At 64.3% G+C, this 25,144-nt stretch carries 21 protein-coding genes; 15 read left to right on the plus strand and 6 right to left on the minus strand.

Annotated elements, in window-relative coordinates:
- Nucleotides 1-227: 227 nt before the first annotated feature.
- The 12 genes from J2X19_RS12865 (at nucleotide 228) to J2X19_RS12920 (ending at nucleotide 11,581) form a co-directional block, all read left to right on the plus strand.
- On the plus strand, nucleotides 228-1,571 hold the full coding sequence (locus tag J2X19_RS12865; RefSeq protein ID WP_092755673.1) for a dicarboxylate/amino acid:cation symporter: 1,344 nt from the start codon (nucleotides 228-230) through the stop codon (nucleotides 1,569-1,571).
- Nucleotides 1,572-1,801: 230 nt separating this feature from the next.
- The gene (locus J2X19_RS12870) at nucleotides 1,802-2,791 is read left to right on the plus strand and encodes an AraC family transcriptional regulator (protein ID WP_310373622.1); all 990 of its coding nucleotides are present in this window, start codon (nucleotides 1,802-1,804) and stop codon (nucleotides 2,789-2,791) included.
- A gap of 63 nt (nucleotides 2,792-2,854) precedes the next feature.
- Entirely contained in the window at nucleotides 2,855-4,144 is a 1,290-nt protein-coding gene (gene andAc, locus J2X19_RS12875; RefSeq protein WP_310373624.1) for an anthranilate 1,2-dioxygenase large subunit AndAc, read from the plus strand.
- A gap of 14 nt (nucleotides 4,145-4,158) precedes the next feature.
- Nucleotides 4,159-4,644, plus strand: coding sequence for an anthranilate 1,2-dioxygenase small subunit AndAd (gene andAd, locus J2X19_RS12880; protein ID WP_310373626.1), 486 nt, complete (start codon nucleotides 4,159-4,161; stop codon nucleotides 4,642-4,644).
- A gap of 11 nt (nucleotides 4,645-4,655) precedes the next feature.
- A complete protein-coding gene (gene andAb / locus J2X19_RS12885; RefSeq protein WP_310373628.1) occupies nucleotides 4,656-4,988 on the plus strand; it encodes an anthranilate 1,2-dioxygenase ferredoxin subunit AndAb in 333 nt (110 codons plus the stop codon).
- Between the two features lie 62 nt (nucleotides 4,989-5,050).
- On the plus strand, nucleotides 5,051-6,247 hold the full coding sequence (locus J2X19_RS12890; protein WP_310373630.1) for an ABC transporter substrate-binding protein: 1,197 nt from the start codon (nucleotides 5,051-5,053) through the stop codon (nucleotides 6,245-6,247).
- A 25-nt stretch (nucleotides 6,248-6,272) separates the two neighbouring features.
- Complete coding sequence (locus tag J2X19_RS12895; protein WP_310373631.1) at nucleotides 6,273-7,193, plus strand: branched-chain amino acid ABC transporter permease; 921 nt, start codon at nucleotides 6,273-6,275, stop codon at nucleotides 7,191-7,193.
- Nucleotides 7,194-7,201: 8 nt separating this feature from the next.
- Nucleotides 7,202-8,161, plus strand: coding sequence for a branched-chain amino acid ABC transporter permease (locus tag J2X19_RS12900; protein ID WP_310373633.1), 960 nt, complete (start codon nucleotides 7,202-7,204; stop codon nucleotides 8,159-8,161).
- Nucleotides 8,158-8,904, plus strand: coding sequence for an ABC transporter ATP-binding protein (locus J2X19_RS12905; protein ID WP_310373635.1), 747 nt, complete (start codon nucleotides 8,158-8,160; stop codon nucleotides 8,902-8,904). The genes J2X19_RS12900 and J2X19_RS12905 overlap by 4 nt, the downstream gene beginning before the upstream one ends.
- A complete protein-coding gene (locus J2X19_RS12910) occupies nucleotides 8,901-9,620 on the plus strand; it encodes an ABC transporter ATP-binding protein (protein ID WP_116606211.1) in 720 nt (239 codons plus the stop codon). The genes J2X19_RS12905 and J2X19_RS12910 overlap by 4 nt, the downstream gene beginning before the upstream one ends.
- Before the next feature lie 11 nt (nucleotides 9,621-9,631).
- Complete coding sequence (locus J2X19_RS12915; protein ID WP_116606212.1) at nucleotides 9,632-10,690, plus strand: CDP-6-deoxy-delta-3,4-glucoseen reductase; 1,059 nt, start codon at nucleotides 9,632-9,634, stop codon at nucleotides 10,688-10,690.
- A 6-nt stretch (nucleotides 10,691-10,696) separates the two neighbouring features.
- Nucleotides 10,697-11,581 (plus strand): alpha/beta hydrolase, encoded by an 885-nt coding sequence (locus J2X19_RS12920; RefSeq protein WP_310373639.1) that lies wholly within the window; start codon nucleotides 10,697-10,699, stop codon nucleotides 11,579-11,581.
- Nucleotides 11,582-11,616: 35 nt separating this feature from the next.
- Here the strand turns inward: J2X19_RS12920 and J2X19_RS12925 are convergent, their stop codons facing one another.
- A complete protein-coding gene (locus J2X19_RS12925) occupies nucleotides 11,617-12,672 on the minus strand; it encodes a quinone-dependent dihydroorotate dehydrogenase (RefSeq protein ID WP_310373641.1) in 1,056 nt (351 codons plus the stop codon).
- Between the two features lie 49 nt (nucleotides 12,673-12,721).
- Between J2X19_RS12925 and rpiA the strand changes: the two genes are divergently transcribed.
- Nucleotides 12,722-13,414 (plus strand): ribose-5-phosphate isomerase RpiA, encoded by a 693-nt coding sequence (gene rpiA / locus J2X19_RS12930; protein WP_310373643.1) that lies wholly within the window; start codon nucleotides 12,722-12,724, stop codon nucleotides 13,412-13,414.
- Between the two features lie 275 nt (nucleotides 13,415-13,689).
- On the opposite strand, the gene J2X19_RS12935 is transcribed toward rpiA, so the two are convergent.
- The 5 genes from J2X19_RS12935 to J2X19_RS12955 all read right to left on the minus strand — a co-directional run bounded on the left by J2X19_RS12935 (nucleotide 13,690) and on the right by J2X19_RS12955 (nucleotide 20,502).
- A complete protein-coding gene (locus tag J2X19_RS12935) occupies nucleotides 13,690-14,319 on the minus strand; it encodes a glutaredoxin family protein (protein WP_310373645.1) in 630 nt (209 codons plus the stop codon).
- Nucleotides 14,320-14,332: 13 nt separating this feature from the next.
- Nucleotides 14,333-16,369 carry a M3 family metallopeptidase gene (locus J2X19_RS12940; RefSeq protein WP_310373646.1) on the minus strand — a complete coding sequence of 679 codons (2,037 nt, stop codon included), beginning with the start codon at nucleotides 16,367-16,369 and terminating at the stop codon, nucleotides 14,333-14,335.
- A gap of 30 nt (nucleotides 16,370-16,399) precedes the next feature.
- Nucleotides 16,400-17,254, minus strand: coding sequence for a bifunctional methylenetetrahydrofolate dehydrogenase/methenyltetrahydrofolate cyclohydrolase FolD (folD, locus tag J2X19_RS12945; RefSeq protein WP_310373648.1), 855 nt, complete (start codon nucleotides 17,252-17,254; stop codon nucleotides 16,400-16,402).
- Nucleotides 17,255-17,327: 73 nt separating this feature from the next.
- On the minus strand, nucleotides 17,328-17,951 hold the full coding sequence (locus tag J2X19_RS12950; protein ID WP_092755641.1) for a response regulator transcription factor: 624 nt from the start codon (nucleotides 17,949-17,951) through the stop codon (nucleotides 17,328-17,330).
- A 4-nt stretch (nucleotides 17,952-17,955) separates the two neighbouring features.
- Nucleotides 17,956-20,502 carry a PAS domain S-box protein gene (locus tag J2X19_RS12955; RefSeq protein ID WP_310373657.1) on the minus strand — a complete coding sequence of 849 codons (2,547 nt, stop codon included), beginning with the start codon at nucleotides 20,500-20,502 and terminating at the stop codon, nucleotides 17,956-17,958.
- A 207-nt stretch (nucleotides 20,503-20,709) separates the two neighbouring features.
- On the opposite strand from J2X19_RS12955, the gene aceE reads away from it, so the two are divergent.
- Both aceE and aceF read left to right on the plus strand, forming a co-directional pair.
- Complete coding sequence (gene aceE, locus J2X19_RS12960) at nucleotides 20,710-23,415, plus strand: pyruvate dehydrogenase (acetyl-transferring), homodimeric type (protein WP_310373658.1); 2,706 nt, start codon at nucleotides 20,710-20,712, stop codon at nucleotides 23,413-23,415.
- Between the two features lie 57 nt (nucleotides 23,416-23,472).
- Nucleotides 23,473-25,143: a dihydrolipoyllysine-residue acetyltransferase gene (gene aceF, locus J2X19_RS12965; RefSeq protein ID WP_310373660.1), complete on the plus strand. Its 1,671-nt coding sequence runs from the start codon at nucleotides 23,473-23,475 to the stop codon at nucleotides 25,141-25,143.
- Nucleotide 25,144: the final 1 nt, after the last annotated feature.

The following is a 25,144-nucleotide window of genomic DNA, read 5'->3' on the forward strand; positions in this document are numbered from 1 at the left end:
ATTTGCGGTCGCGTGGGGGAAGGATTCAGGGTAAACCCTTGGTCGTCTTACTGTATTTCCCACACTTGTACTCCGCCGCCGCAAGACTACAGTGGTGTCTACCGCGTGCAAGCCTTTGGGCAACGCGGTTTTTTTGTCTCCGCGACTTACGCAGCCCTCGGGCGCAGTGCTGTAGGCCTGCCTTCCGGGGGCTGCGTAAGTCCTTCTCTCTCTCTGAAAGGCCAGCCATGCGAGCAGACGCATCCACTCCCAAAAAACCCTTTTACAAATCTCTTTACCTGCAGGTGCTGGTGGCGGTCGCCCTCGGTATTGCGCTGGGGCATTTTCGCCCCGAGCTGGGTGCCGAGATGAAGCCCTTGGGCGACGGCTTCATCAAGCTGATCAAGATGCTGATTGCTCCCATCATCTTCTGTACCGTGGTGGTGGGTATCGCCGGCATGGAAGACATGAAGAAGGTCGGCAAGACCGGCGGCCTGGCGCTGCTGTACTTTGAAATCATGAGCACGCTGGCACTGATCGTCGGCCTGGTGATGGTGAACCTGGTCCAGCCGGGCGCGAACATGAATGTCGACGCCTCCACCCTCGACACCAAGGGCATCGCCGCCTACACCGGCCCCGGCAAGATGGCCAGCACGACCGACTTTTTGCTGAACGTGATTCCTTCTTCGGTGGTGGACGCATTTGCCAAGGGCGAGATTCTGCAGGTGCTGCTGTTTGCCGTGTTGTTCGGCTTTGCGCTGCACAAGTTCGGCGGCCGCGGCACCCTGGTGTTCGACTTCATCGAGAAGTTCTCGCACGTGATGTTCGACATCGTTGGCGTGATCATGAAGGTGGCACCCATCGGTGCTTTTGGCGCCATGGCCTTCACCATCGGCAAATACGGCATCAGCTCGCTGTTCTCGCTGGGCAAGCTGATGGGCACCTTCTACCTGACCTGCCTGATCTTCGTGCTGGTGATTTTGGGCATCGTCTCGCGGCTGCATGGCTTCAGCATCCTCAAGTTCATCAAGTACATCAAGGAAGAGCTGCTGATCGTGCTCGGCACCTCGTCCAGCGAATCGGTGCTGCCGCGCATGATGGAGAAGATGGAAAACCTGGGCGCCAAGAAGTCGGTGGTCGGCCTGGTGATCCCCACGGGTTACTCGTTCAACCTGGACGGCACCTCGATCTACCTGACCATGGCCGCGGTGTTCATCGCCCAGGCGACCAATACGCCACTGGACATCTCGCACCAGATCACGCTGCTGCTGGTGTTGCTGCTGACCTCCAAGGGCGCGGCCGGCGTGACCGGCAGCGGCTTCATCGTGCTGGCCGCCACTCTGTCGGCGGTCGGCCATGTGCCGGTGGCCGGGCTGGCGCTGATCCTGGGTATCGACCGCTTCATGTCCGAAGCCCGCGCGCTGACCAACTTGATCGGCAACGGCGTGGCGACCCTGGTGGTCGCCAAATGGACCGGCGATTTGGACACCGAACGCCTGAACGCGGCGCTGAACAACGAGTCCTGGGTCGAGGCCAACGAACCCGAGGTGCTGCTGGACCAAAAGACCGCCAAGATGGGCAATACCGCATAGCCCTGGAAATTTAGATAAAAACAGGCTCTGGCGCATATTCCACCAGCGCTAGCAGCTATTTATTTGATAGTATTTTCGAGCGCCACCGCAGCCTGCCTGCGGTGGCGCTTTGTTTTGGGCGCCGGGCCATCGGTACAGAACTTGCTCTGAAACCCCGGGCGACAGCTTCACAGCCCGTCGCCGTTTCAGAACAAAGGTCACCCCCCACGATGCAAGCTGCCGGTGTTTCCATGGACTTGTCGCCTCTGGTGAAGCGCTGCGTGTTCCGCTCGAACGCGCGGGTCGACACCCACCACCAGGTGGCGGGCGAGTTTTCCGACCATGGTTTGCAGTGGTGCCGCGGCAATGTGGACACTGCCTTGTTCAAGACCACGGTGCGCCAACTGCAGGTCTTCATGCTGCAATATGGTGCGGAAGTCGAGATCCGGCCGCGGCCGTTTGACGATTTTTTGCTGGTCCATCTGTCGTTGGCCGGCACGGCCGACATTGATTCGGACGGCCGCCGCGTACACCTGCGGCCCGGCGCCGCGGCCATTCTGGCGCCGCGGCGCAATCTGCATATGCGCTGGCAGCAGGGCGCCCGCCAGTTCATCCTGAAGGTGCCGCGCCAGCTGCTGGCCGGCGCGGGGCCCGAGGCTCCGCTGGGCCCGTCGGTGCAGCAGCTGACCGACATGCAGGGCCTGCAATGGCAGTTTCTGATGCAGTCGCTGCTGCATGTGACGAACCTGCCCTCCGACAATCCGGCCCACGGTGTGTGGGTTGACCATTTGGAGCGCAACGTAGCCTTGTTCCTGTCGTCCCGCCCCGATGCCGGGCCGGCGCCGCAAGACGCTGTCGCGGACACCGCTGTGGGCAGCGATCTGCAGCGCCTGGACAAGCTAGAAGCCTTTATGCGCAGCCGCCTGTGCGCCCCGATTGCGCTGGAAGATCTGGCCCGGGCCGCGGGTGTCAGCGTGCGCACGCTGAACATGCTGTGCCAACGCCACCATGCGCAGTCGCCCATGCTGTTGCTGCGCAATATGCGGCTGGACGCGGCGCACACCCGGCTGATGGCCCAGCCCGGCGCGTCGGTGACCGAGATCGCGTTCGAATACGGTTTTGGCCACCTGGGCCGCTTCTCCCAGTACTACAGCCAGCGCTTTGGCGAACTGCCGCGGCATACCGTGCAAACCCATGTTTTGCCAGAAACGGATAAGGCCCGCCGCATCTCTGCCATTTGAGGATAGCCCCGGGCAGGGGCCACTTCTAGCATGGGGACACCACCACACCCGAGGTCCCGCCCCATGTCTGATGCGACTTTAGAAGCCCCGATCGCCTTCCATCCCCGACCCGACAAAGCCAGCCAGCGGCCCGTGCTGTTCCCCCAGCCGGACGGTGCCGAAGTGCCCTACCAGGTGTTCAGCTCGCAAGAGGTTTACGACCGCGAGCAGGAGCGTATTTTCCGCGGCCCGGTGTGGAGCTTTCTGGGCCTGGAGGCCGAGATTCCGAATGTGGGCGATTTCAAGTCCACCTTCATCGGCGACACGCCGGTGGTGGTGACCCGCACGGCCGAAGGTCTGGCCTGCTGGGTGAACCGCTGCGCCCACCGCGGCGCTATGGTCTGCCGCGAAAAGCGCGGCAATGCGGCCAGCCATACCTGCGTCTACCACCAGTGGAGCTTTGCCGCCAATGGCGACCTGCAGGGTGTGCCGTTCCGCCGCGGCCAGAAGGGCATGGTCGGCATGCCGAAAGACTTCAGGCCGCAGGAGCACAACCTGCACAAGCTGCGCGTCGACAGCTACAAGGGCTTGCTGTTCGCCACCTTCCGCGACGACACGCCGCCGCTGCCCGACTACCTGGGCGCCGAGATGCGGCCCTGGATCGACCGCATCTTCCACAAACCCATCGTCTACCTGGGCTGCACGCGCCAGTACTCCAAGTCCAACTGGAAGCTGTACTTCGAGAACGTCAAGGACCCGTACCACGCCAGCCTGCTGCACCTGTTCCACACCACCTTCAACATCTTCCGCGTGGGCATGAAGGCGCGCTCGATTCCCGATGCCAGCCACGGCTTGCACAGCATCATCACCGTGACCAAGCCCGAGGTGGATACCGATACCGCGGCCGCCTACAGCGCGCAGAACATCCGCTCGATGGACGAGGGCTTTGCGTTGGAAGATCCGGCGCTGCTGGGCCAGATCCAGGAGTTCGACGAGATGACCACCAACCACATCCAGCCGATCTTTCCGCAGCTGGTGGTGCAGCAGATCCACAACACGCTGGTGGCGCGCCAGTTGCTGCCCAAGGGACCGGGTAACTTCGAGCTGGTGTTCCATTTCTTCGGCTATGCCGACGACACGCCCGAGATGCGCGAGCTGCGCATGCTGCAGGCCAATCTGGTCGGGCCGGCCGGCTATATCTCGATGGAAGACACCGAGGCCACCGAGCTGGTGCAGCGCGGCACGGTGCGCGACGGCGACAAGCATTCCTACATCGCCATGGCCCGCGAAGCGCCCGAGCAGATGGACACGGTGATCACCGAAAACCTGATCCGCCGCTTCTGGGTCGGTTACCAGAAGCTGATGGGCTATTGAAAGAACATGCCACCATGATGAAACCTCAAGAACGCATCCAGCTCTGGACCGAGCTGCTCGAACTGCAGCACCGCTACGTCAACGTGCTGGACAACAACCGCCTGGAGGAATGGCCGGGTTTCTTCGTCGAAGACTGCCGCTACGAAATCATCCCCAAGGAGAACTTCGACGCCGGTTTCCCTGTGCCCATCATCTACTGCCGCAACGCCGGCATGCTGCGCGACCGCGTGCTGTCGCTGCGCAATGCCAACATCTATGAAGACCATGTGTACCGCCACGCCACCTCGGGCCTGGTGATCACCTCGGTGGCCGATGGCGTGGTCAGCACCGAGTCCAGCTACATCGTGGTCATCACCAGCCAGGCCGGCGAATCCAGCGTCTACCAGGCGGGCAAGTACCTGGACGAGGTGGTGCAGGAGGACGGCGCCTGGCGCTACCGCAGCAAGCGCGTGGTCTACGACACCTTGCGCGTGCCCACCTTGTTGGCCACCCCGATCTGAGAGGCAGAGATATGCAAGCCAACCAAGATACGGCCGTGGCAGCCTGGCATGACGTGGGCGAGCCCGATGATTTTCCCGACGGTGCTGTTTGGCCGGTGCTGGCCGACGGCCTGCCGGTCGCGGTGTTCCGCCAGGGCGAAGCCCTGTTCGCGCTGTACGACCTGTGCACCCACGGGGCCGCCAGACTCTCCGATGGCTACGTCGAAGACGGCTGTGTGGAATGCCCCTTGCATCAGGGAAGCTTCGACATCCAGACCGGCGCGCCCTGCAAGGCGCCGGTCACCGAAGCGGTGCGGACCTTCCCGGTGCGCGTCGTGGCGGGGCGGGTGGAAGTGTCGGTGTAAAGACATGTAACCTCTCCCCTGGCTAGCTGTTTGCATTTACCCCATTTGACCAAGGATTGATGATGACGCGTATCGCTTTGAAAACCTCCCACCTGCGCCAGGCGAGCCTGAGCCTGCTGGCCTCGGCCTGTATGCTGGCACCTGCCTGGGCCGCGCCCGTCAAGGTCGGCATTGCGCTGGATATTTCCGGGCCCTTTGCCGGCCCGGGCGCCGAAGCCCGCGATGGCTTTGCCCTGGCCATCAAGCAGCTGGGTGGCAAGCTGGGCGGCCAGCCGGTGGAATTCATCCAGACCGACATGGCCGGTAGCCCCGACCAGGCCAAGCAGCTGGTAGACCGCTTTGTGCAGCGGGAAAAAATCGACCTGTTCACCGGTCCCATCGCCTCCAATGTGGCCCTGGCTGTGGCCCCGACCCTGTTCTCGGCCAGGGTGCCGTATCTGTCGAACAACGCCGGTCCCAGCCAGTTTGCCGGCGCCCAGTGCAATGCCTTCTTCTTCGGTACCGCCTACCAAAACGACCAGTTCCACGAGGCTGCCGGCAAGTTCGCCGACGACCAGAAGTTTGGCCGCATGGTGCTGATTGCGCCTAACTACCCGGCGGGCAAGGACGCGCTGACCGGCTTCAAGCGCAAGTTCAAGGGCGTGGTGGCCGAGGAGATGTACACCAAGCTCGGCCAGATCGACTACGCCACCGAACTGGCCCAGCTGCGCGCCGCCAAACCGCAGGCGCTGTACTTCTTCCTGCCCGGAGCCATGGGCATCAACTTCATCAAGCAGTTTGTTGGCGCCGGCTTGTCCAAGGACATCACCCTGGTGACCAGCGGCTTCTCGGCCGATGAAGACGTGATCACCGCCGTGGGCGACCCGATGCTGGGCCTGTTCAATACCTCGCACTGGGCGTACGACCTGGACAACGCCGCCAACAAGGCTTTCGTGGCAGCCTTCCGCAAGGAATACGGCGGCCGCCTGCCGTCGCTGTACGCGGCCCAGGCCTTTGACGTGATCGCTGCCATGGACGCGGCCGTCAAGGCCGTGGGCGGCAATGTGGCCGACCGCGAAGCCCTGTCCAAGGCCTTGGCCAAGGCCCAGTTTGCCTCGGTGCGCGGCAACTTCCGCTACGCCAACAACCACTATCCCGTAGAGAACTTCTACCTGCGCACCATCGGCAAGAACGCTGAGGGCCGCGTCACCAACAAGACCATCAAGACCCTGCTGGAGAACTATGGCGACAGCTATGCCGCCCAGTGCCCGCTGAAGTAAATCTTGCTGCCCCAGGTTCCCCACGATGAATCCCATTCTGGTTATCGAGCAGTTGCTCAACGGCGCGGGCTACGGGCTCATGCTCTTTTTGATCGCCGCCGGGTTGACGCTGGTGTTCGGCATCATGGACGTGATGAACCTGGCCCACGGCTCGCTGTTCATGCTGGGCGCCTATGTGGCGGCCCAGGTCCATGTGCACAGCGGCTCTTTCTTTGGTGCGGTGTTTGTGGCGATAGCCGCCACCGTGCTGGTGGCCCTGCTGCTGGAGCTGACTTTGATGCGCCGGCTCTATGGCCGTGACCATCTGGCCCAGGTGCTGGCCACCTTCGGGGTGATCCTGGTGGCCGACGATCTGGTCAAGATGGCCTGGGGCCCATCGCCGGTGATGGCGCCCACGCCGGCAGCCTTGTCCGGCCCGGTGGACTTGTTCGGGGTGCTGCCGTATCCCGCGTACCGCCTGGTGGTGCTGGGCGCCGGAGTGGCAGTGGCCTTGCTGCTGTACCTGCTGGTGAACCACAGCCGCATGGGCATGCTGGTGCGCGCCGGGGCTTCCGACCGCTGGATGGCCGAGCTGATGGGCGTGCGGGTCAAGAAGGTGTTCAGCGGCGTGTTTGCCCTGGGTGCCGGCCTGGCGGCGCTGGCCGGTGCGCTGATGGGGCCGATCATGGCGGTGCAGGTCGGCATGGGTGAATCCATCCTGATCCCGGCGTTGGTGGTGATCGTGATTGGCGGTATTGGCTCGGTACGCGGCGCCTTCGTGGCCAGCCTGCTGGTCGGCCTGGTGGACACCATAGGGCGGGCTTTCTTGCCGCTGCTGCTGCGCGCTACCTTGCCGCCGTCCCTGGCGGCCGACCTCGGTCCTTTGTTCTCTGAAGTGGCGATGTACGCCCTGATGGCCGCGGTGCTGAGCTTTCGGCCTGCCGGGCTGTTTTCTGCGCGCGCTTGAATTTACATATGACTGACAACTCTTCTTCCTGGTCGCGCGTGCTGCTACCCGCTGCGGTGCTGCTGACCCTGGCCTTGTTCCCCTTGGTGGCGGCGCCGCTGGGGCTGGATTTTTACGTCGGCTTTGTGCGCCGCATGCTGGTGTTCGCCCTGGCGGCGGCCAGCCTGAACTTCATCATGGGCTTTGGTGGCATGGTCGCGCTGGGCCATGCAGGCTTTGTTGGCGTGGGCGCCTACACGGTGGTGGTGCTGACCGATGCCGGCGTGGCCTCGGCCTGGCTGGTCTGGGGCGCGGCCATGCTGTTTGCGGCCCTGGCGGCGGCGCTGGTGGGCGCGGTGTCGCTGCGCACCAAGGGCGTGTACTTCATCATGATTACCTTGGCGTTTGCCCAGATGCTGTACTTTGTGTTTGTCTCGCTGCGCAGCTACGGTGGCGACGACGGCTACAGCCTGCCCATGCGCCCCGGCCTGGGGCTGGGCCTGGACGTCATGCACGAGCCCACCCTGTACTGGGTGGTGCTGGCCCTGGTGGCGCTGGCGCTGTGGTGGCTGGACCGCGCCACCGGCTCGCGCTTTGGCACGGCGCTCATCGGCATCCGCGACAACGAAACCCGCATGCGCGCACTCGGCTACCCGGTGTATTTGCTGCAGCTGGTGGCCTTCATGCTGGCCGGGGCCATGGCCGGCCTGGCCGGCGCGCTGCTGGCGACCGGCAACAGCTTCGTCAGCCCGTCGATGATGCACTGGACCCAGTCGGCCACCTTGATAGTGATGGTGGTCATCGGCGGCCTGGGCCGGCGCTGGGGCGGGCCGGTGGGCGCGGTGGTCTGGCTGGCGCTGGAAGAAGCGCTGAAGCTGAACACCGACTACTGGCACCTGCCGCTGGGCGTGCTGCTCATCGCCACGGCGCTGTACGCCCCCAAGGGCTTGGCTGCCTTGCTGGAATGGCGCTCGGGGAGGGCGGTATGAGCTTGTTTCGCGTAGAAGGCCTGGTCAAGCGCTTTGGCGGCTTGCTGGCCACCGACCATGTAAGCCTGGAGGTGGCGCCGGGCGAAATCCATGCATTGATCGGCCCGAACGGCGCCGGTAAAACCACGCTAGTGAACCAGATATCCGGCCTGCTGCAGCCCGATGCGGGCCGGGTGCTGCTGGACGGCCTGGACCTGACGCCGCTGTCCATGCACCGGCGCGTGGCGGCCGGTTTGTCGCGCTGCTTCCAGGTGACGCGCATCTTCCCCCAGCAGTCGGTGCGCGATAACCTGCTGCTGGCGGTGCAGGCGCATACGGGCAGCAGCTTCCGCTTTCTGCAGCCGCGCAGCCAGGTGCGCAGCCTGTATGCGGCTGCCGAGCAACTGGCCGAACGCGTGGGCCTGCAGCACAGCCTGGACCGCACGGCCGGGGCTTTGCCGCACGGCGCGCAGCGCACCCTGGATGTGGCACTGGCCCTGGCGGCCGCGCCGAAGCTGCTGTTGCTGGACGAACCCATGGCGGGCATGGGCCCGGATGAATCGGCGCAGATGGTCACCTTGATCGAGGCGCTGCGCCAAGACATGGCGGTGCTGCTGATCGAGCACGACATGGAAGCGGTGTTCCGCCTGGCCGACCGCATCTCGGTGCTGGTCTATGGCAAGGTTTTGACCGTCGGCACGCCCGACCAGATCCGCAACAACCCCGAAGTCCAGGCGGTCTACCTGGGAACGGAAACCGTATGAGCACCCCTGAACCTTTACTGCGTTGCCGCAGCATCGAGGCCGGCTACGGCGCCAGCCAGGTGCTGTTTGGCATCGAACTGAATATCCAGCCGGGTGAGGTGGTGTCGCTGCTCGGTCGCAACGGCATGGGCAAGAGCACTACTATCAAAACCATAGTGGGTGCTCTCGCGCCGACGGGCGGCGAGGTTTATTTTGAAGGTCAATCTTTGCGCGGCATGCGCCCGGATGCGATTGCCCGTCTCGGCCTGGCCATCGTGCCCGAGGGCCGCCACGTGTTCCCGAACCTGACGGTGCGCGAGCATCTGCTGGCTTTTGCCGACAACCGCAACGGCCTGCGCGATACCTGGGACCTGGCACGCATCTACGCGGTGTTTCCACGGCTGAAGGAGCGCGAGAACAACCTGGGCAACCAGTTGTCGGGCGGCGAGCAGCAGATGCTGGCCATAGGCCGTGCTTTGTCCACCAATCCGCGGCTACTGATTCTGGACGAGGCCACCGAAGGCCTGGCCCCGGTGATACGCGAAGAAATCTGGCGTTGCCTGGCCACCTTGAAGGCCGCCGGGCAAACCATTCTGGTGGTGGACAAATACGTGCACCGCCTGGTCGGTTTGGCGAACCGCCATGTCATCCTGGAACGCGGCCGGGTCGTGTGGCAGGGCGATTCCGACGCCCTGAACGCCGACCGCAGTCTCTGGTCCCGCTACCTCACCGTTTAAAGGTTTCTCCCATGCTAGATATTGCCGAAGACCGGCCGGTCGCAGCCGCGCTGCGCGCCCACGCCATCACCTTGTTCCCCAGCGGAACCAGCTTCAGCGCGCAAGAGGGCGAGAGCGTGCTGGACGCAGCCGCCCGCGCCGGCGTGCTGCTGCCGCACCAGTGCAAGACCGGCAGCTGCGGCGCCTGCCAAGCCCGGGTGCTGATTGGTGAGACGCAGCTGCTCAACCCCGGTGCGTCGGCGCTGAGCGCCGAGGACGCCGCCCAAGGCCTGCGCCTGCTGTGCTGCACCAGTGCCCGCAGCGCCTTGCAGCTGGAGTGCGCCGAGATTCCGCACATTCCCGGCATCGAGGTGCGCAAGCTGCCGGTGCGCGTGGCCGCCCTGGAGCGGCTGGCCTCCGACGTGATCCGCCTGCAGCTGCAGCCGCCTGCGGGGCAGCGCCTGCACTATGCGGCCGGCCAGTATGTGGACATGCTGCTGCCGGGCAACCGGCGGCGCAGCTATTCGCTGGCTACGCCCCCCGGCGCCGACCTGCTGGAGCTGCACATCCGCCACTTGCCCGGTGGGCTGTTCACCGACCAGGTGTTTGGCCAGCTCAAGGCCCGCGATGTGCTGCGCATCGAAGGGCCGTTCGGCACTTTCGGCATGCACAGCGAGAGCGAGGCACCGGCGATCCTGCTGGCCAGCGGCACCGGCTTTGCGCCCATCAAGGCCCTGGTGGAGCGGCTGATCGCCGAGGGCAGCCAGCGTCCACTCAGCCTGTATTGGGGCGGGCGCAGCCGGCAGGATCTGTACCTGCATGAGCTGTGCGTGCAATGGCAGCAGGCGCTGCCCGGGCAGTTCCACTATGTGCCGGTGCTGTCCGATGCACCCGCTGCCGACGGCTGGACCGGCCGCACCGGCTGGGTGCACCAGGCCGTGCTGCACGACCACCCCGACCTGTCTGCCCACGAGGTTTACGCCTGTGGCGCACCGCCCATGGTCGATGCGGCGCGGCGCGACTTTGCCGCACTGTGCGGCATGCGGCCAACCGCCTTTTTTGCCGATGCTTTTGTGGCCCAAGCCAGCTGAGACCTTATGACACCTACATCTATCCCCAACGCCATCCATAGCTATTACGACCGCCAGTACAACGCCCGCGCCTCCGTCCAGGATGTGGGCCTGGCGCTGGCCCAGTACCGTGAGCAGAGCGCGCCGGTGCTGGCCTGGCCGCAGCGCGTGGCCAACCAGCGCTATGGCCAGGGCAGTACCGAGCTGCTCGACATCTACCCGGCCGAGGTACCAGACCCGCGTGGGGCCCCGGTGTTCGTCTTCATCCACGGCGGCTACTGGCGTGCCCTGAGCAAGGAAGACTCGGCCTGCGTGGTGCCGGCGCTGCATGCGGCCGGTGTCACCGTGGTGGTGCTCGACTACGACCTGATGCCCGCAGTATCCATCGACCACATCGTCGACCAGGTGCGCAAGGCCACGGCCTGGGTGTTCCACCATATCGCCGAGTTTGGCGGCGACCCGCAGCGCATCCATGTGTCGGGCAGCTCGGCCGGCGGGCATTTGGCGGGCATGCTGGTCACCGGCCACTGGCATGCCGACTATGGTGTGCCGCAGGATGTGGTGAAGGGCGCGGTGCTGCTCAGCGGCCTGTTCGATCTGCAGCCGCTGACGGCGCTGCTGCCGAATACCTGGATGCAGATGGACGAGGCCTGCGCCATGCGCAACAGCCCGCGCTTTGCCATTCCGCCGGGCGATGCGCGGCAGGGCTGTCACATCCTCGTCTGCTGCGGCGAGTACGAGAGCAGCGAGTTCAAGCGCCAGTCCAGTGACTTCCTGGCCGCCTGGAAGGCCCGCTGCCTGCCCGGCGATTGGGTGGATACGCCGGGCACCAACCATTTCGACATCGTGTTGACTCTGGCGGACGCGGACTCGGCCTTGTTCCAGGCGAGTCTTGGTTTGCTATTGAAATAGTAGCTGCCAGCACTGGTGGAATATGCGCCAGAGGCCTATTTCTTCATATTCTTGATGGCCAGGGCCGTCTGGTGCACCAGGGCCGGTCCCTGGTAGATCAGGCCGGTATAGATCTGCACCACGTCGGCACCGGCTTCGATCTTGGCCACCGCGTCGGCGGCGCTCAGGATGCCGCCCACGCCGATGATGGGGAAGTCCCGGCCCAGGGCCGCGCGCAGCTGTTGGACCACGCGGTTGCTCAGTTCGCGCACCGGCGCACCGCTGAGGCCGCCGGCTTCTTCGCCGTGCGCCATGCCTTTAACGGCGTCGCGCGACAAGGTGGTATTGGTGGCGATCACGCCGTCCATGCCGTGGCGCTGCAGGGTGGCGGCGATCACGGCCACCTGGGCCTCGTCCAGGTCCGGGGCAATCTTCACGAAGATCGGCGTGCGTTTCAGGTGCTCCAGCGCCAGTACCGCGCGGCGTGCCGAGATGGCGCTGAGCAGTCCGTCCAGTGCCTCGTCGCTTTGCAGCGCGCGCAGGTTCTTGGTGTTCGGGCTGGAGATATTGACGGTCACGTAGTCGGCATGCGGGTATACGCCGTCCAGCGCCAGCAGGTAGTCTTCGGTGGCGCGCTCTATCGGGGTGGCGGCGTTCTTGCCGATGTTCAGGCCCAGCAGCATGGGTTTGCCCTGGGCCTTGCTGCGGAAGCGGGCGCGCTGCACATTGGCTACAAAAGCCTCCAGCCCGCCGTTGTTGAAGCCCAGGCGGTTGATCAAGGCCTGGGCCTCGGGCAGGCGGAACATGCGCGGCTTGGGGTTGCCCGGCTGGGCCAGCGGCGTGACGGTGCCCACCTCGACAAAGCCAAAGCCCATGGCGCCCAGGCCGTCGATGCAGCGCGCGTTCTTGTCCAGCCCTGCGGCCAGGCCGACCCGGTTCGGAAAATACAGGCCGGCCAGGGTCACATGGTCGTTCACCATGGGCTGGCGGTACATGCATTCCAGCGCCGTGCCCTGGGTGCGGGCGATGGCGTTCAGGGTCAGGTCGTGGGCGGCTTCGGGGTCCAGGCCAAACAAAAACGGACGGGCCAGGGCGTAGGGGAGAAGGGACATTGGATAATTCAGGAGTTCTGCATATTGTTACTACCCCGGATTTTCACAGATGACACAAGCTTCCCCCGCACTCACCCAAGACGAACTCAAAACCCTGGTCGGCCAGGCCGCGCTGCAATACGTGCTGCCTGGCAGCATCGTCGGCGTGGGCACGGGCTCCACCGTCAACAAATTCATCGACGCGCTGGCCACCATCAAGGACCAGGTCAAGGGCGCGGTGTCCAGCTCCGAGGCCAGCACGGCGCGGCTCAAGGCCCTGGGCATCCCGGTGCTGGACTCGAACGAGGTGGTTGAGTTGGCGGTGTATATCGACGGCGCCGACGAGATCGACCACCAAGGCCATATGGTCAAGGGTGGCGGCGCGGCGCTGACGCGCGAGAAGATCGTCGCCGCCCAGTCGCTGCAGTTCATCTGTATTGCCGACGAAAGCAAGCTGGTCAAGACCTTGGGCCAGTTCCCGCTGCCGGTCGAGGTGATTCCGATGGCCGCCAAGCGCGTGGTGCGCCAGTTCGCCGCCTTGGGCGGTGTCGCCACCATCCGCCTGAAGGACGGCCAGCCCCTGGTCACTGACAACGGCCAGATCATCCTGGACGTGACCGGCCTGCAGATCAGCGATCCGCTGGCCTTCGAGTCGCAAGTGAACCAGTGGCCTGGTGTGGTGACGGTAGGCGTGTTCGCCTACCAGAAGGCCCAGGTCTGCCTGCTGGGCACGGCCGAGGGCGTGAAGACCCTCGTTTTCTAAATGGTTAGAACGTGTTCAAGGTCTTTTCGGGGCCACGTTGGGGTGCAATCGGGATGAGTTGGTTGTCGGAGACCGCAGCATGGGCTCACTGCCCATGCAAGGGCTACGGCAGACAAATCGCCCGATTTCACCCCAACCCGAAGGGCCGGTAACTTTTCGGGCGCTCTGCGTCGTTACAAAACCAGCCAAGGCTGCAGCCTTGGCTTGGGTTTTGCGCCTAGCAGCGCATCCCGAAAAGATACCTGCGCGACCCCGAAAAGATCTTGAACACGTTCTTAGAACTGGATGCCGGCCGGGTTGCGGCTGGTGTCCACCGGCTGCGCCTGCGGTTGCTGCACCGGCGCGGGTGCCGGGGCTGCGACGGGCGCTGCAGTTTTGGCGACCAGCGGCGTGGGTGCGGCGGGCCGGTAGGTGGCGGGCAGCACCGAATTCTTCGGGTAGGCTGCGGCATCCAGGTACTGCGTCCATTCCACGTCCGAGAAGCCTTTGAGCTGCTGGCCGCCGATGGTGCCGAACGGCAGGCTGGTGTCGCCGCTGATGCGCTTCAAGGCGTCGGCATCTTCGTTGCTGTTGACGGTGCGCTCGGTGAATGGCACGCCGCGCGAGGTCAGCAGGTTGCGGGCGCTGGCGCAGGGGCCGCAGCTGGCGCTGGTGTAGAGCGTGACCGGGTAGCGCTGCACCACTTCCTTCAGCTCGAAGGGCAGGGCCGCCGCGTTGACGCTGCTGCTGCCGCCCGCACCGGCGGTGGTGACCTTGGCTTTGCTGCTGGGCGGCGGCGGCTGGTCCGAGAACGACACCTTGCCGTCCGGTCCGACGATGCGGTACACCGTTTGCGCCTGGGCGCTGCAGGCAGCCAAGGCCAGTACGGCGCAGGCCAGGGTGGTGGTGAACGGGGTAGGGCGCATTGTCTGGTTCCTCTTAAATTTCGGCCATGCCCTGGTGGCGCAATAGCGCGTCCAGCGTGGGCTCGCGGCCACGGAAGGCTTTGAACGATTCCATGGCCGGGCGGCTGCCACCGGCTTCCAGTATCGCCTGGCGGTATTTTCGCCCGGTTTCGATGTTGGGCAAACCGTCGCTACCCGCGGTTTCTTCAAATGCCGCATAGGCGTCGGCGCTCAGCACCTCGGCCCATTTGTAGCTGTAGTAGCCGGCTGCATAGCCGCCGGCAAAGATGTGGCTGAAGGTATGGGCGGTGCGGCTGAAGGCCGGGGCCTGCAGCACGGCGATCTCGGCGCGTACCTGGTTCAATAGCGGCATGAAGTCCTGTGCCGGGTCGTGCTCGGTATGCAGCAGCATGTCGAATAGCGAGAACTCGATCTGGCGCAGGGTCTGCAGGCCGCTTTGAAAGTTCTTGGCGTCAAGCATCTTGTCGAACAAGGCCCGCGGCAAGGGCTCGCCGGTCACCACATGGGAGGTCATGTGCTTGAGCACATCCCATTCCCAGCAGAAGTTTTCCATGAACTGGCTGGGCAGCTCGACAGCATCCCATTCGACGCCGCTGATGCCCGAGACATCGCGCTCGTTCACCTGGGTCAGCATGTGGTGCAGGCCGTGGCCGAACTCGTGGAACAGGGTGGTCACGTCGTCGTGGGTCAGCAGTGGCGGCTGGCCGTCCACGCCATCGGCAAAGTTGCACACCAGGTGGGCCACCGGGGTTTGCAGCTGGCCGGTGTCGGGGCGCAGCCAGCGGGCGCGCACATCGTCCATCCAGGCGCCGCCGCGTTTGCCGGTGCGGGCCGGCTGGTCCAGGTAGAACTGGCCGACCAGCTGGCCGGCGCGTGTGATACGGTAGAACTCGACCGAGGGGTGCCAGACCGGCGCGCTGTCTTTGTGGATGGCCACTTCGAACAGGGTTTCGATGATCTTGAACAGGCCGGCCAGCACCTTGGGCGCGGTGAAGTACTGTTTGACCTCTTGTTCGCTGAAGGCGTAGCGGGCTTCCTTGAGTTTTTCGCCCACATAGGCCCAGTCCCAGGGCTGGGGATCGGCCAGGCCCAGGTGCTCGGCGGCAAAAGTGCGCAGATCGGCCACGTCTTTCAGCGCGTAGGGCCGGGCGCGGGCGCCCAGGTCACGCAGGAAGCGGGTCACTTCCAGCGGCGACTTCGCCATCTTCGGCACCACCGAGACTTCGCCGAAGTTGGCGTAGCCCAGCAGCTGGGCTTCTTCACGGCGCAGCGCCAGGATTTCGCGGATGATGGCCGAGTTGTCGAACTTGACCGCATCGCCCTCGGCCTGGTCGGAGGCGCGGGTCACGTAGGCGCGGTACAGGCGTTCGCGCAGCGGGCTGCTGGTGGCGAACTGCATCACCGGCAGGTAGCAGGGCATCTTCAAGGTCAGCTTGTAGCCGTCTTTGCCTTCGGCCTGGGCGGCGGCGCGGGCGGTCTGCTGTACGTCGATGGGTACGCCGTCGAGCTCGTCAGCGGCTGCGTAGTAGGCAAAGGCGTCGGTCGCGTCCAGCGCGTTTTCGCTGAATTTCTGGCTGATCTCGGCCTGGCGTTCCTGGATGCGGGCAAAGCGCTCCTTGGCCTCGCCCACCAGGTCGGCGCCGCTGAGCACGAAGTTGCGCATGGCGTTGCGGTGCGCCTGCTGCTGCTCGGGGTTCAGGCTGGTAGCGTCCACGGCCTTGTACTTGGCGTACAGGCGCTCGTCGGCGCCCAGGCGGGTCCAGAACTCGGTGACACGGGGCAGGGCCTCGTTGTAGGCGGCGCGCAGGGCCGGGGTGTCGGCCACGCTGTTCAGGTGGCTGACGGCGCCCCAGGCGCGGCCCAGCTGCTCGGTGCTCACATCCAGCGCCTTGGCGATCTCGGTCCACTGCGCGGGGAAGTCCGGCTGGGTCACCGTGTCCAGCGCGGTGTTGGCACGGGCCAGCAGCTGGTCGAGTGCGGGGCCGACGTGTTCGGGCTGGATCTGGTCAAACAGCGGCAGATCGGAAAAATCGAGCAGTGGATTGGTCATGGTGTGGATGTGGCGTTGAACTCTATCGATTCAAGAGCTGGCAGAACGTTCCGCAGCTTCCATGGTGTTGACCAGCAGCATGGTGATGGTCATCGGGCCGACACCGCCAGGCACCGGGGTGAGGTGGCTGGCCACGGCCTTGACGCCGTCGAAGTCCACGTCGCCGCAGAGCTTGCCTGCATCGTCGCGGTTCATGCCCACGTCCAGCACCACGGCGCCGGGCTTGACCATGTCGGCGGTCAGCACATTGCGCTTGCCCACGGCGGCGACGATCACGTCGGCCTGCAGGGTCATGGCTTTCAGGTCTTTGGTGCCGCTGTGGCAGATGGTGACGGTGGCGTTCTTCTGCAGCAGCATCAGCGCCATGGGCTTGCCGACGATGTTGCTGCGGCCGATCACCACGGCGTGCTTGCCGCGCAGGTCGTAGCCAATGCTTTCCAGCATCTTCATGCAGCCATAGGGCGTGCAGGGCCAGAAGCCGGGGGCGCCAGTCATCAGTGCGCCGGCGCTGGCGATGTGGAAGCCGTCCACATCCTTGGCGGGGGATATGGCTTCAATCACTTTTTGCGCGTCGATATGCGCGGGCAGCGGCAGCTGCACCAGGATGCCGTGGATGGCCGGGTCGTGGTTCAGCGCATCGACCCGGGCCAGCAGCGCGGCTTCGGACAGGTCGGCGTCGTATTTTTCGAGCACCGAATGCAGGCCGCTGTTTTCGCAGGCCTTGACCTTGTTGCGCACATACACCTGGCTGGCGGGGTTGTCACCGACCAGCACCACGGCCAGGCCGGGCGTGGTGCCGCGGGCGCGCAGGGCGGCGGCGCGGGCGGCTACGTCCTGGCGCAGTTTTTGGGACAGGGCGTTGCCATCGATCAGTTCAGCGGTCATCGTTCAAAAATATAAGTAAAAACGCCCGTTGACGCAGATCAGACGGGCGTGAGGTGCTATCGAAATAGTAGTGTTACTTGGGTGCAGCTTGTCCCAAGGCGATTTTCAGCAGGTCGGCCACGGTGTTGGCGTTGAGCTTTTCCATGATGTTGGCGCGGTGCGCTTCCACCGTCTTGATGCTGATGCCCAGGTCGTCGGCGATCTGCTTGTTCAGGCGGCCGGCGACGATGCGTTCCAGCACCTGGCTTTCGCGCGAGGTCAGCTTGGACAGCAACACGCCGCGGCTGGCGGCTTGCTGGTGGTCGGTGAAGGCGTCTTTGGCGTGCTCCAGCATGCGCTCGACCAGGCCAACCAGCTCGTCTTCCTTGAAAGGCTTCTGGATGAAATCCATGGCGCCTTTTTTCATCGTGTCCACCGCCATCGGCACGTCGCCGTGGCCGGTGATGAAGACGATGGGCAAGGGCGACTTGCGCTCGATCAGGCGGTCTTGCAGCTCCAGCCCGGTCATGCCACCCATGCGGATGTCAACGATCAGACAGGCCACTTCGCGCGCATCAAAGCGGCTTAAAAAGGACTCTGCGGAATCGAAGCAACGGACCCGGTAGTCCTTGCCTTCCAACAGCCATTGCAGCGAGTCTCGGACAGCTTCGTCGTCATCGACTACGTACACGGTGCCTTTTTTGGGGATCAAACTCATGCAGTCACTCCGGGGTTGGGGGGGTATTTGCTGGGCCAATCTGCGCGATAGAGGATTGCGCCAACGGGAGCCAGAATGAAAAACGGCACCCTGTGCCTTCGTTTCCATTGTAGAGGTTCTCGGCCTGCATCCGGCCCAGATGCGACTCGACAATCGTACGGCACAGGTTCAGGCCAATGCCCATGCCCTCGGCCTTGGTTGAGAAGAAGGCTTCGAACAGGCGTTCCTGTACTTCGGGTGCCAGGCCCCGGCCGGTGTCGGATACCGAGAATTCGATGCCGGCTTTTTCGTCCATCAATTTGGGGATAACGCGCAATTCGATGTTGCGCTGGGCGGTCGGGCGCTGCGCCAGGTCGATGGCTTCGGCCGCGTTGCGCAGCAGGTTTACCAGCACCTGCTCGATCAGGATAGGGTCGACCTGCAGGCGCGGCAGGCGCGCCGCCACGTAATGGCTGAGCCGTACATTGCGCCGGCGCAGCTCGATGCCGGCCAGTTCTACTGCCTCGGACACCATGTGCTCTACGTCGGACGGGCTGCGGTTGGGCTCGCTGCGCTTCACGAAAGACTGGATGCGCTGGATGATCTGGCCGGCGCGCTGGGCCTGGCGGGCAGTTTTGTCCAGCGCGGCCAGCAGGTCGGCCTCGGCAATGCCGTTGCCTTTGATGCGCGACACCATGCCGTTGCAGTAGTTGCTGATGGCGGCCAGCGGCTGGTTCAGCTCGTGGGCCACGCTGGAGGCCATTTCGCCCATGGTGATCAGGCGGCTGGAGGTCTGCGCGCGCTCGGCCTGGGCGGCCGATTGCTCTTCGGCGCGGCGGCGCGGCGTGATGTCGGTGGCAATCACCATCTGTACCAGGCGGGCATCGACCCAGCTCAGGTAGCGGGTGCGAACCTCCAGCCATTTGCCGAGTTCGGGGACAAACACCTCGGAGCTTTCGGCCTGGGTGTCGGTCAGGCTGTCGGTCGGCAGGCCGGCAAAGGCGTCCACGTCGTCCATGGTTTCGTCGCTGGGCGGGATGGTGGGCACGCCGGCCTGGGCGACCAGCTTTTCATGGCCTTCGGTCTGCACGCCGAACCACAGCCGGTACAGCTTGTTGGCAAACAGCAGCTCGTGGCTGTTGATGGGGGCTACCGACACCGAGGCGTCCAGCGCCTCCAGCACCTTGGTGAAGCGTTCGTACGAGGCCGACAGCTGCTCGCGGATGCGGTTGGGCTCGGTGATGTCGGTCATGGAGGTCATCCAGCCGGTTTGCTTGCCCACGGCGTCGATCAGCGGCGCCACATACATGCGGCCGTCGAACACGCTGCCGTCGCGGCGCTTGACCCGCACCTGGAAGCCGCCGGGCGGAGTCCGGCCGTTCAGCTCGTCTTCCAGCCGGGCCGCCAGATAGGCGCGGTCTTCCTCCGGCCAGTGGACGAAGGGGGCGGTGTGGCCGACCAGAGCCGACTCGCTCCAGCCGGTCATGCGGCAGAACGCGGTATTCACATAGGTGATGCGGCCCTGCATGTCCAGCGCGCGCATGCCGGTCAGCATCGAGCTTTCCATGGCGCGGCGGAAGTTGGTCTCCGAGACCAGTGCCTGCTGGGCTTGCAGGCGCCGCCGGGTGTGGCGCCAGTTGCCGATCAGCATCCAGGCGGTCAGCACGCTGAGGGCGCCGACCAGCCAGAACAGGCCGCTGCCGATCACGCCCTGCGAGGTGCGGTAGGCCTGGGCCCGCAGCACCAGGCCATTGCCGACCGGCGACACCGGGATCTCATAGGCTTCCGACTGGCTGGACCAGGGCAGCAAACGGGTGCCCACCGAGTGGATGGGGCCGGCATTGCCGGCCAGCACCCGGCCATTGCCATTCAGCAGGGCTACCGCGTACTTGGCCAGCACCTCGGCGGGCACGCCGTAGCGCAGCAGGTTTTCGTTCGAGTACTCGGCCAGCAGGACGCCGGCGAAGTGGCCGCGGTCGGCCAGCGGAATATGCAGCTGCAACAGCGGCACGACTTCGGATTTGCCCGCTGGCTGTGCATACACCGGCTGCTGCAGGTCGCGCGCCAAGCTGAAGGTGCTCTCGGTATCGCCGCCGGGGCGCAGCAAGGTATCGACCACCCGCACCAGCGGCGTGGGCAGGCTGGGCGCCGAATAGCTGGCCTTGATGCGGCGGCGCTCGTCGATCCAGCTGACCGATTGCAGGTCGGGGTGCTGGGCCACCAGCGATTCGGCACGGCTGACGAACTCTTGCGCGTCCACCTCCTCGTTGGAGATGTCGCGGCCAATGCGCATCAGCTGCTCTTGCCGCTCCAGCAGGCGCAGACGGATCTGCTGCTGGGTGTATTCCACATCGCGCTTCACGGCTTCCTGCTCGCGGTCGATTTCTTCCAGCCGCAAATACATGAAGGACGAACCGATGGCGGCAAAAAACAGCAGCACCGCGATCAGCGGCGCCAGCATGGCGAAGCGGTCCTGGCGGTGCGGCGTTTGTTTGCGCCACCAGTGGCGCCACCAACGCGAAGGCGTCAGGGGCTCGGAGAGCAGAGGTTTTGCGGATGGGCGCGAAGGCATGCCCGAAGTGTAGGGGAGCCGCGCTATAGAACCCCGGTGGACAAAAAACTATGCGTGTTATTACTGAATTTCGAGACTTTATTTTTCGTATTGTGAAACAACTATCCATATATTGAAACAGGCAAAGTTTTGTGCAAAAATAGACATGCTGCTCAAAAAAGCCGTCCCAACCCCTCAAAATACTGTTACCAACAAAGGAGACAAAGCATGTCAGCTGTACCCGAAAGCTTGCCTGGAGCTGCCCCAACCGACGCAGACAGCCAGGAAACCCGTGAGTGGATGGACGCTTTGTCCGCCGTCATCGAAAGCGAAGGCCCGGAGCGGGCGCATTTCTTGTTGGAACAATTGCTGGCCCACGCACGCCAGAAAAGCATCGACCTGCCGTTCTCCGGCAACACTGCCTACGTCAACACCATCGCGGCCGACCAAGAAGCCCGTTGCCCTGGCAACATCGAAATCGAAGAACGCCTGCGCGCCTACATGCGCTGGAACGCCATGGCCATGGTGGTCAAGGCGAATCGCCACCACCCGGTAGACGGCGGTGACCTGGGTGGCCACATCGGCTCCTTCGCCTCGCTGGCCCATATGTTTGGCGCCGGCTTCAACCACTTCTGGCATGCCGAGAGCGAAAACCACGGTGGCGACTGCCTGTACATCCAGGGCCATGTGTCGCCCGGTGTCTACGCCCGCGCCTACCTCGAAGGCCGTTTGACCGAAGACCAGTTGCTGCACTTCCGCCAGGAAGTCGACGGCAAGGGCCTGTCCAGTTACCCGCATCCCAAGCTGATGCCCGAGTTCTGGCAGTTCCCCACGGTGTCCATGGGCCTGGGCCCGCTGATGGCCATCTACCAAGCCCGCTTCCTGAAGTACCTGCATGCCCGTGGCATTGCCGACACCGCCAACCGCAAGGTCTGGGTGTTCTGCGGCGACGGCGAAATGGACGAAGTCGAATCCCTGGGCGCCATCGGCCTGGCCGCGCGTGAAAACCTCGACAACCTGATCTTCGTAGTCAACTGCAATCTGCAGCGCCTGGACGGCCCGGTGCGCGGCAACGGCAAGATCGTGCAAGAGCTGGAAGGCGAATTCCGCGGTGCCGGCTGGAACGTCATCAAGCTGCTGTGGGGCAGCGAGTGGGACACCTTGCTGGCCCGCGACAAGGACGGCGCGCTGCAAAAGCTGATGATGGACACGCTGGACGGCGACTACCAGGCCTTCAAGGCCAACGACGGTGCCTACGTGCGCAAGCATTTCTTCGGCCGCGATCCGCGCACGCTGGAAATGGTCGCCCACATGAGCGACGACGAAATCTTCGCCCTGAAGCGCGGCGGCCACGATGCCAAGAAGGTCTACGCAGCCTACGACAAGGCGGTCAACCACACCGGCCAACCGACCGTGCTGCTGATCAAGACCGTCAAGGGCTTCGGCATGGGCAAGAGCGGCGAAGGCAAGAACAACGTCCACCAGACCAAGAAGCTGACCGACGAAGACATCAAAATCTTCCGCGACCGCTTCAACATCCCGATCCCGGACAGCCAACTGGCCGAGATTCCGTTCTACAAGCCGGCCGACGACACCCCGGAAATGCAGTACCTGCACGAGCGCCGCAAGGCACTGGGCGGCTACCTGCCACACCGCCGCACCAAGGCCGACGAGAGCTTCACCGTGCCGGCGCTGGAAACCTTCAAGTCGGTAATCGAGCCCACGCCCGAAGGCCGCGAGATCTCCACCACCCAAGCCTACGTGCGCTTTTTGACCACGCTGCTGCGCGACCAGGCCCTGGGTCCACGCGTGGTGCCGATTCTGGTCGACGAAGCCCGTACCTTCGGTATGGAAGGCCTGTTCCGCCAGATTGGTATCTACAACCCCGCTGGCCAGCAGTACACCCCGGTCGATAAAGACCAGGTCATGTACTACAAGGAAGACAAAGCCGGCCAGATCCTGCAAGAAGGCATCAACGAAGCCGGCGGCATGTCCAGCTGGATCGCTGCGGCCACCAGCTACAGCACCAGCAACCGCATCATGGTGCCGTTCTATGTGTACTACTCGATGTTCGGCTTCCAGCGCATCGGCGACCTGGCCTGGGCGGCTGGCGATATGCAAGCCCGCGGCTTCCTGCTGGGCGGCACCTCGGGCCGTACCACGCTGAACGGCGAAGGCCTGCAGCACGAAGACGGTCACAGCCACATCATGGCCGGCACGATTCCGAACTGCATCAGCTACGACCCCACGTTTGCGCACGAAGTGGCCGTCATCCTGCACCATGGCCTGAAGCGCATGGTCGAGAAACAGGACAACGTCTACTACTACCTGACCCTGCTGAACGAAAACTACGCGATGCCCGGCCTCACCGCCGGCACCGAAGAGCAGATCATCAAGGGCATGTACCTGTGCAAGCCCGCCACCGACGGCAAGGGCACCGTGCAATTGCTGGGTTCGGGCACCATCCTGCGCGAATCGATTGCCGCGCAAGAGCTGCTGGAAAAAGAGTGGGGCGTGTCGGCCAACGTCTGGAGCTGCCCAAGCTTCAACGAGCTGACCCGCGACGGCCAGGACGCTGACCGCTACAACCTGCTGCACCCGCTGGAAACCCCACGCGTTGGCTTCGTTGGCCAGCAACTGGCGGGCTCCACCGGCCCGGTCATTGCGTCCACCGACTACATGAAGGCCTACGCCGAGCAGATCCGCCCGTTCATCCCCAAGGGCCGTACCTACAAGGTGCTGGGTACCGACGGTTTTGGCCGCAGCGATTTCCGCAGCAAGCTGCGCGAGCATTTTGAAGTGAACCGCCACTACATCGTGGTTGCCACGTTGAAGGCGCTGAGCGAAGACGGCACGGTGCCGGCGGCCAAGGTGGCCGAGGCGATTGCCAAGTACGGCATCCAGGCCGACAAGATCAACCCGCTCTACGCATAAAAAACCCCACTCGCAGGACCGCGCACAGCGGTCCTGCCCGCACTTTGGAGACACAACATGGCATTGGTAGAAATTCATGTCCCCGACATTGGGGACTTTGACGAGGTCACCGTGATCGAGCTGATGGTCAAGCCTGGCGATACCGTCAAGGCCGACCAGTCGCTGATCACCGTCGAAAGCGACAAGGCGTCGATGGAAATCCCGTCCAGCGCGGCCGGCGTGGTCAAGGAACTCAAGGTCGCCATCGGCGACAAGGTCAAGCAAGGCTCGTTGGTGGTGATGCTGGAAGTCGCCGGTGGCGCTGCCGCCGCCCCTGCAGCTGAAGCACCCAAAGCGGCTGCAGCGCAGGCGGCACCTGCGCCAGCAGCTACAACTCCTGTAGCAGCACCGGCTGCCGCACCTGCGGCCTCCGGCCCGATCCAGATCTTCGTACCCGACATCGGCGACTTCAAGGACGTAACCGTCATCGAAGTCATGGTCAAGGTTGGCGACACCATCAAGCAAGAGCAGTCGCTGATCACCGTGGAGAGCGACAAGGCCTCGATGGAGATCCCGTCGTCCTCGGCCGGCGTGCTGAAAGAACTCAAGGTCAAGTTGGGTGACACCGTCAACATCGGTGACCTGCTGGCCATCGTCGAAGGCGTGGGCGCACCCGCTGCTGCGGCTCCTGCACCCGCATCGGCACCTGTTGCAGCTGCTGCGGCCAGCCCCGCACCTGCGGCACCGGTCGCCGCTCCGGTCGCGGCTGCCGCTGCACCCGCGGCCCACAACCCCACCGTGGCGCCCTCTGGCGCACTGCCGCATGCATCGCCCTCGGTGCGCAAGTTCGCCCGCGAACTCGGCGTGCCGCTGGACGAGGTCAAGGGTACGGGCCGCAAGGGCCGCATCACCGATTCCGACGTGCAAAGCTTCACCAAGTCGGTGATGGCCGGCGCCGTGCAGACCAAGGCCCAGGCCGCGGCTGCGCCCAAGGCTGCGGCAGGCGGTGGCGAGGCCCTGGGCCTGCTGCCCTGGCCCAAGGTCGACTTCGCCAAGTTCGGCCCGGTCGAGCGCAAGGACATGTCGCGCATCAAGAAGATCAGCGGCGCCAATCTGCACCGCAACTGGGTGATCATTCCGCACGTCACCAACCACGACGACTGCGACATCACCGAACTCGAAGCCTTCCGCGTCAGCATGAACAAGGAAAACGAGAAGGCCGGCATCAAGCTGACCATGCTCGCCTTCATGATCAAGGCCAGCGTGGCGGCCCTGAAGAAGTTCCCCGAGTTCAACAGCTCGCTGGACGGCGACCAACTGGTGATGAAGCAGTACTTCAACATCGGCTTCGCGGCGGATACGCCGAACGGCCTGGTGGTTCCGGTCATCAAGGACGCGGACAAGAAGGGTGTGGTCCAGATCAGCCAAGAAATGGGCGACCTGGCCAAGAAGGCGCGCGACGGAAAGCTGGGCCCAGCGGACATGAGCGGCGCCTGCTTCACCATCTCCAGCCTGGGCGGCATTGGCGGGCGCTACTTCACGCCCATCATCAACGCGCCCGAAGTGGCCATCATGGGCGTGTGCAAGAGCTCGATCGAACCCAAGTGGGACGGTAAGGCCTTTGTGCCCAAGCTGATGCTGCCGCTGTCGCTGTCGTGGGACCACCGCGTGATCGACGGCGCGGCTGCAGCCCGCTTCAACGCCTATTTCGGTCAAGTCCTCACCGACTTCCGCCGGGTACTGCTCTGAT

The organism is Rhodoferax ferrireducens (genome assembly GCF_031458075.1).
GTDB lineage: Bacteria > Pseudomonadota > Gammaproteobacteria > Burkholderiales > Burkholderiaceae_C > Rhodoferax_B > Rhodoferax_B ferrireducens_A.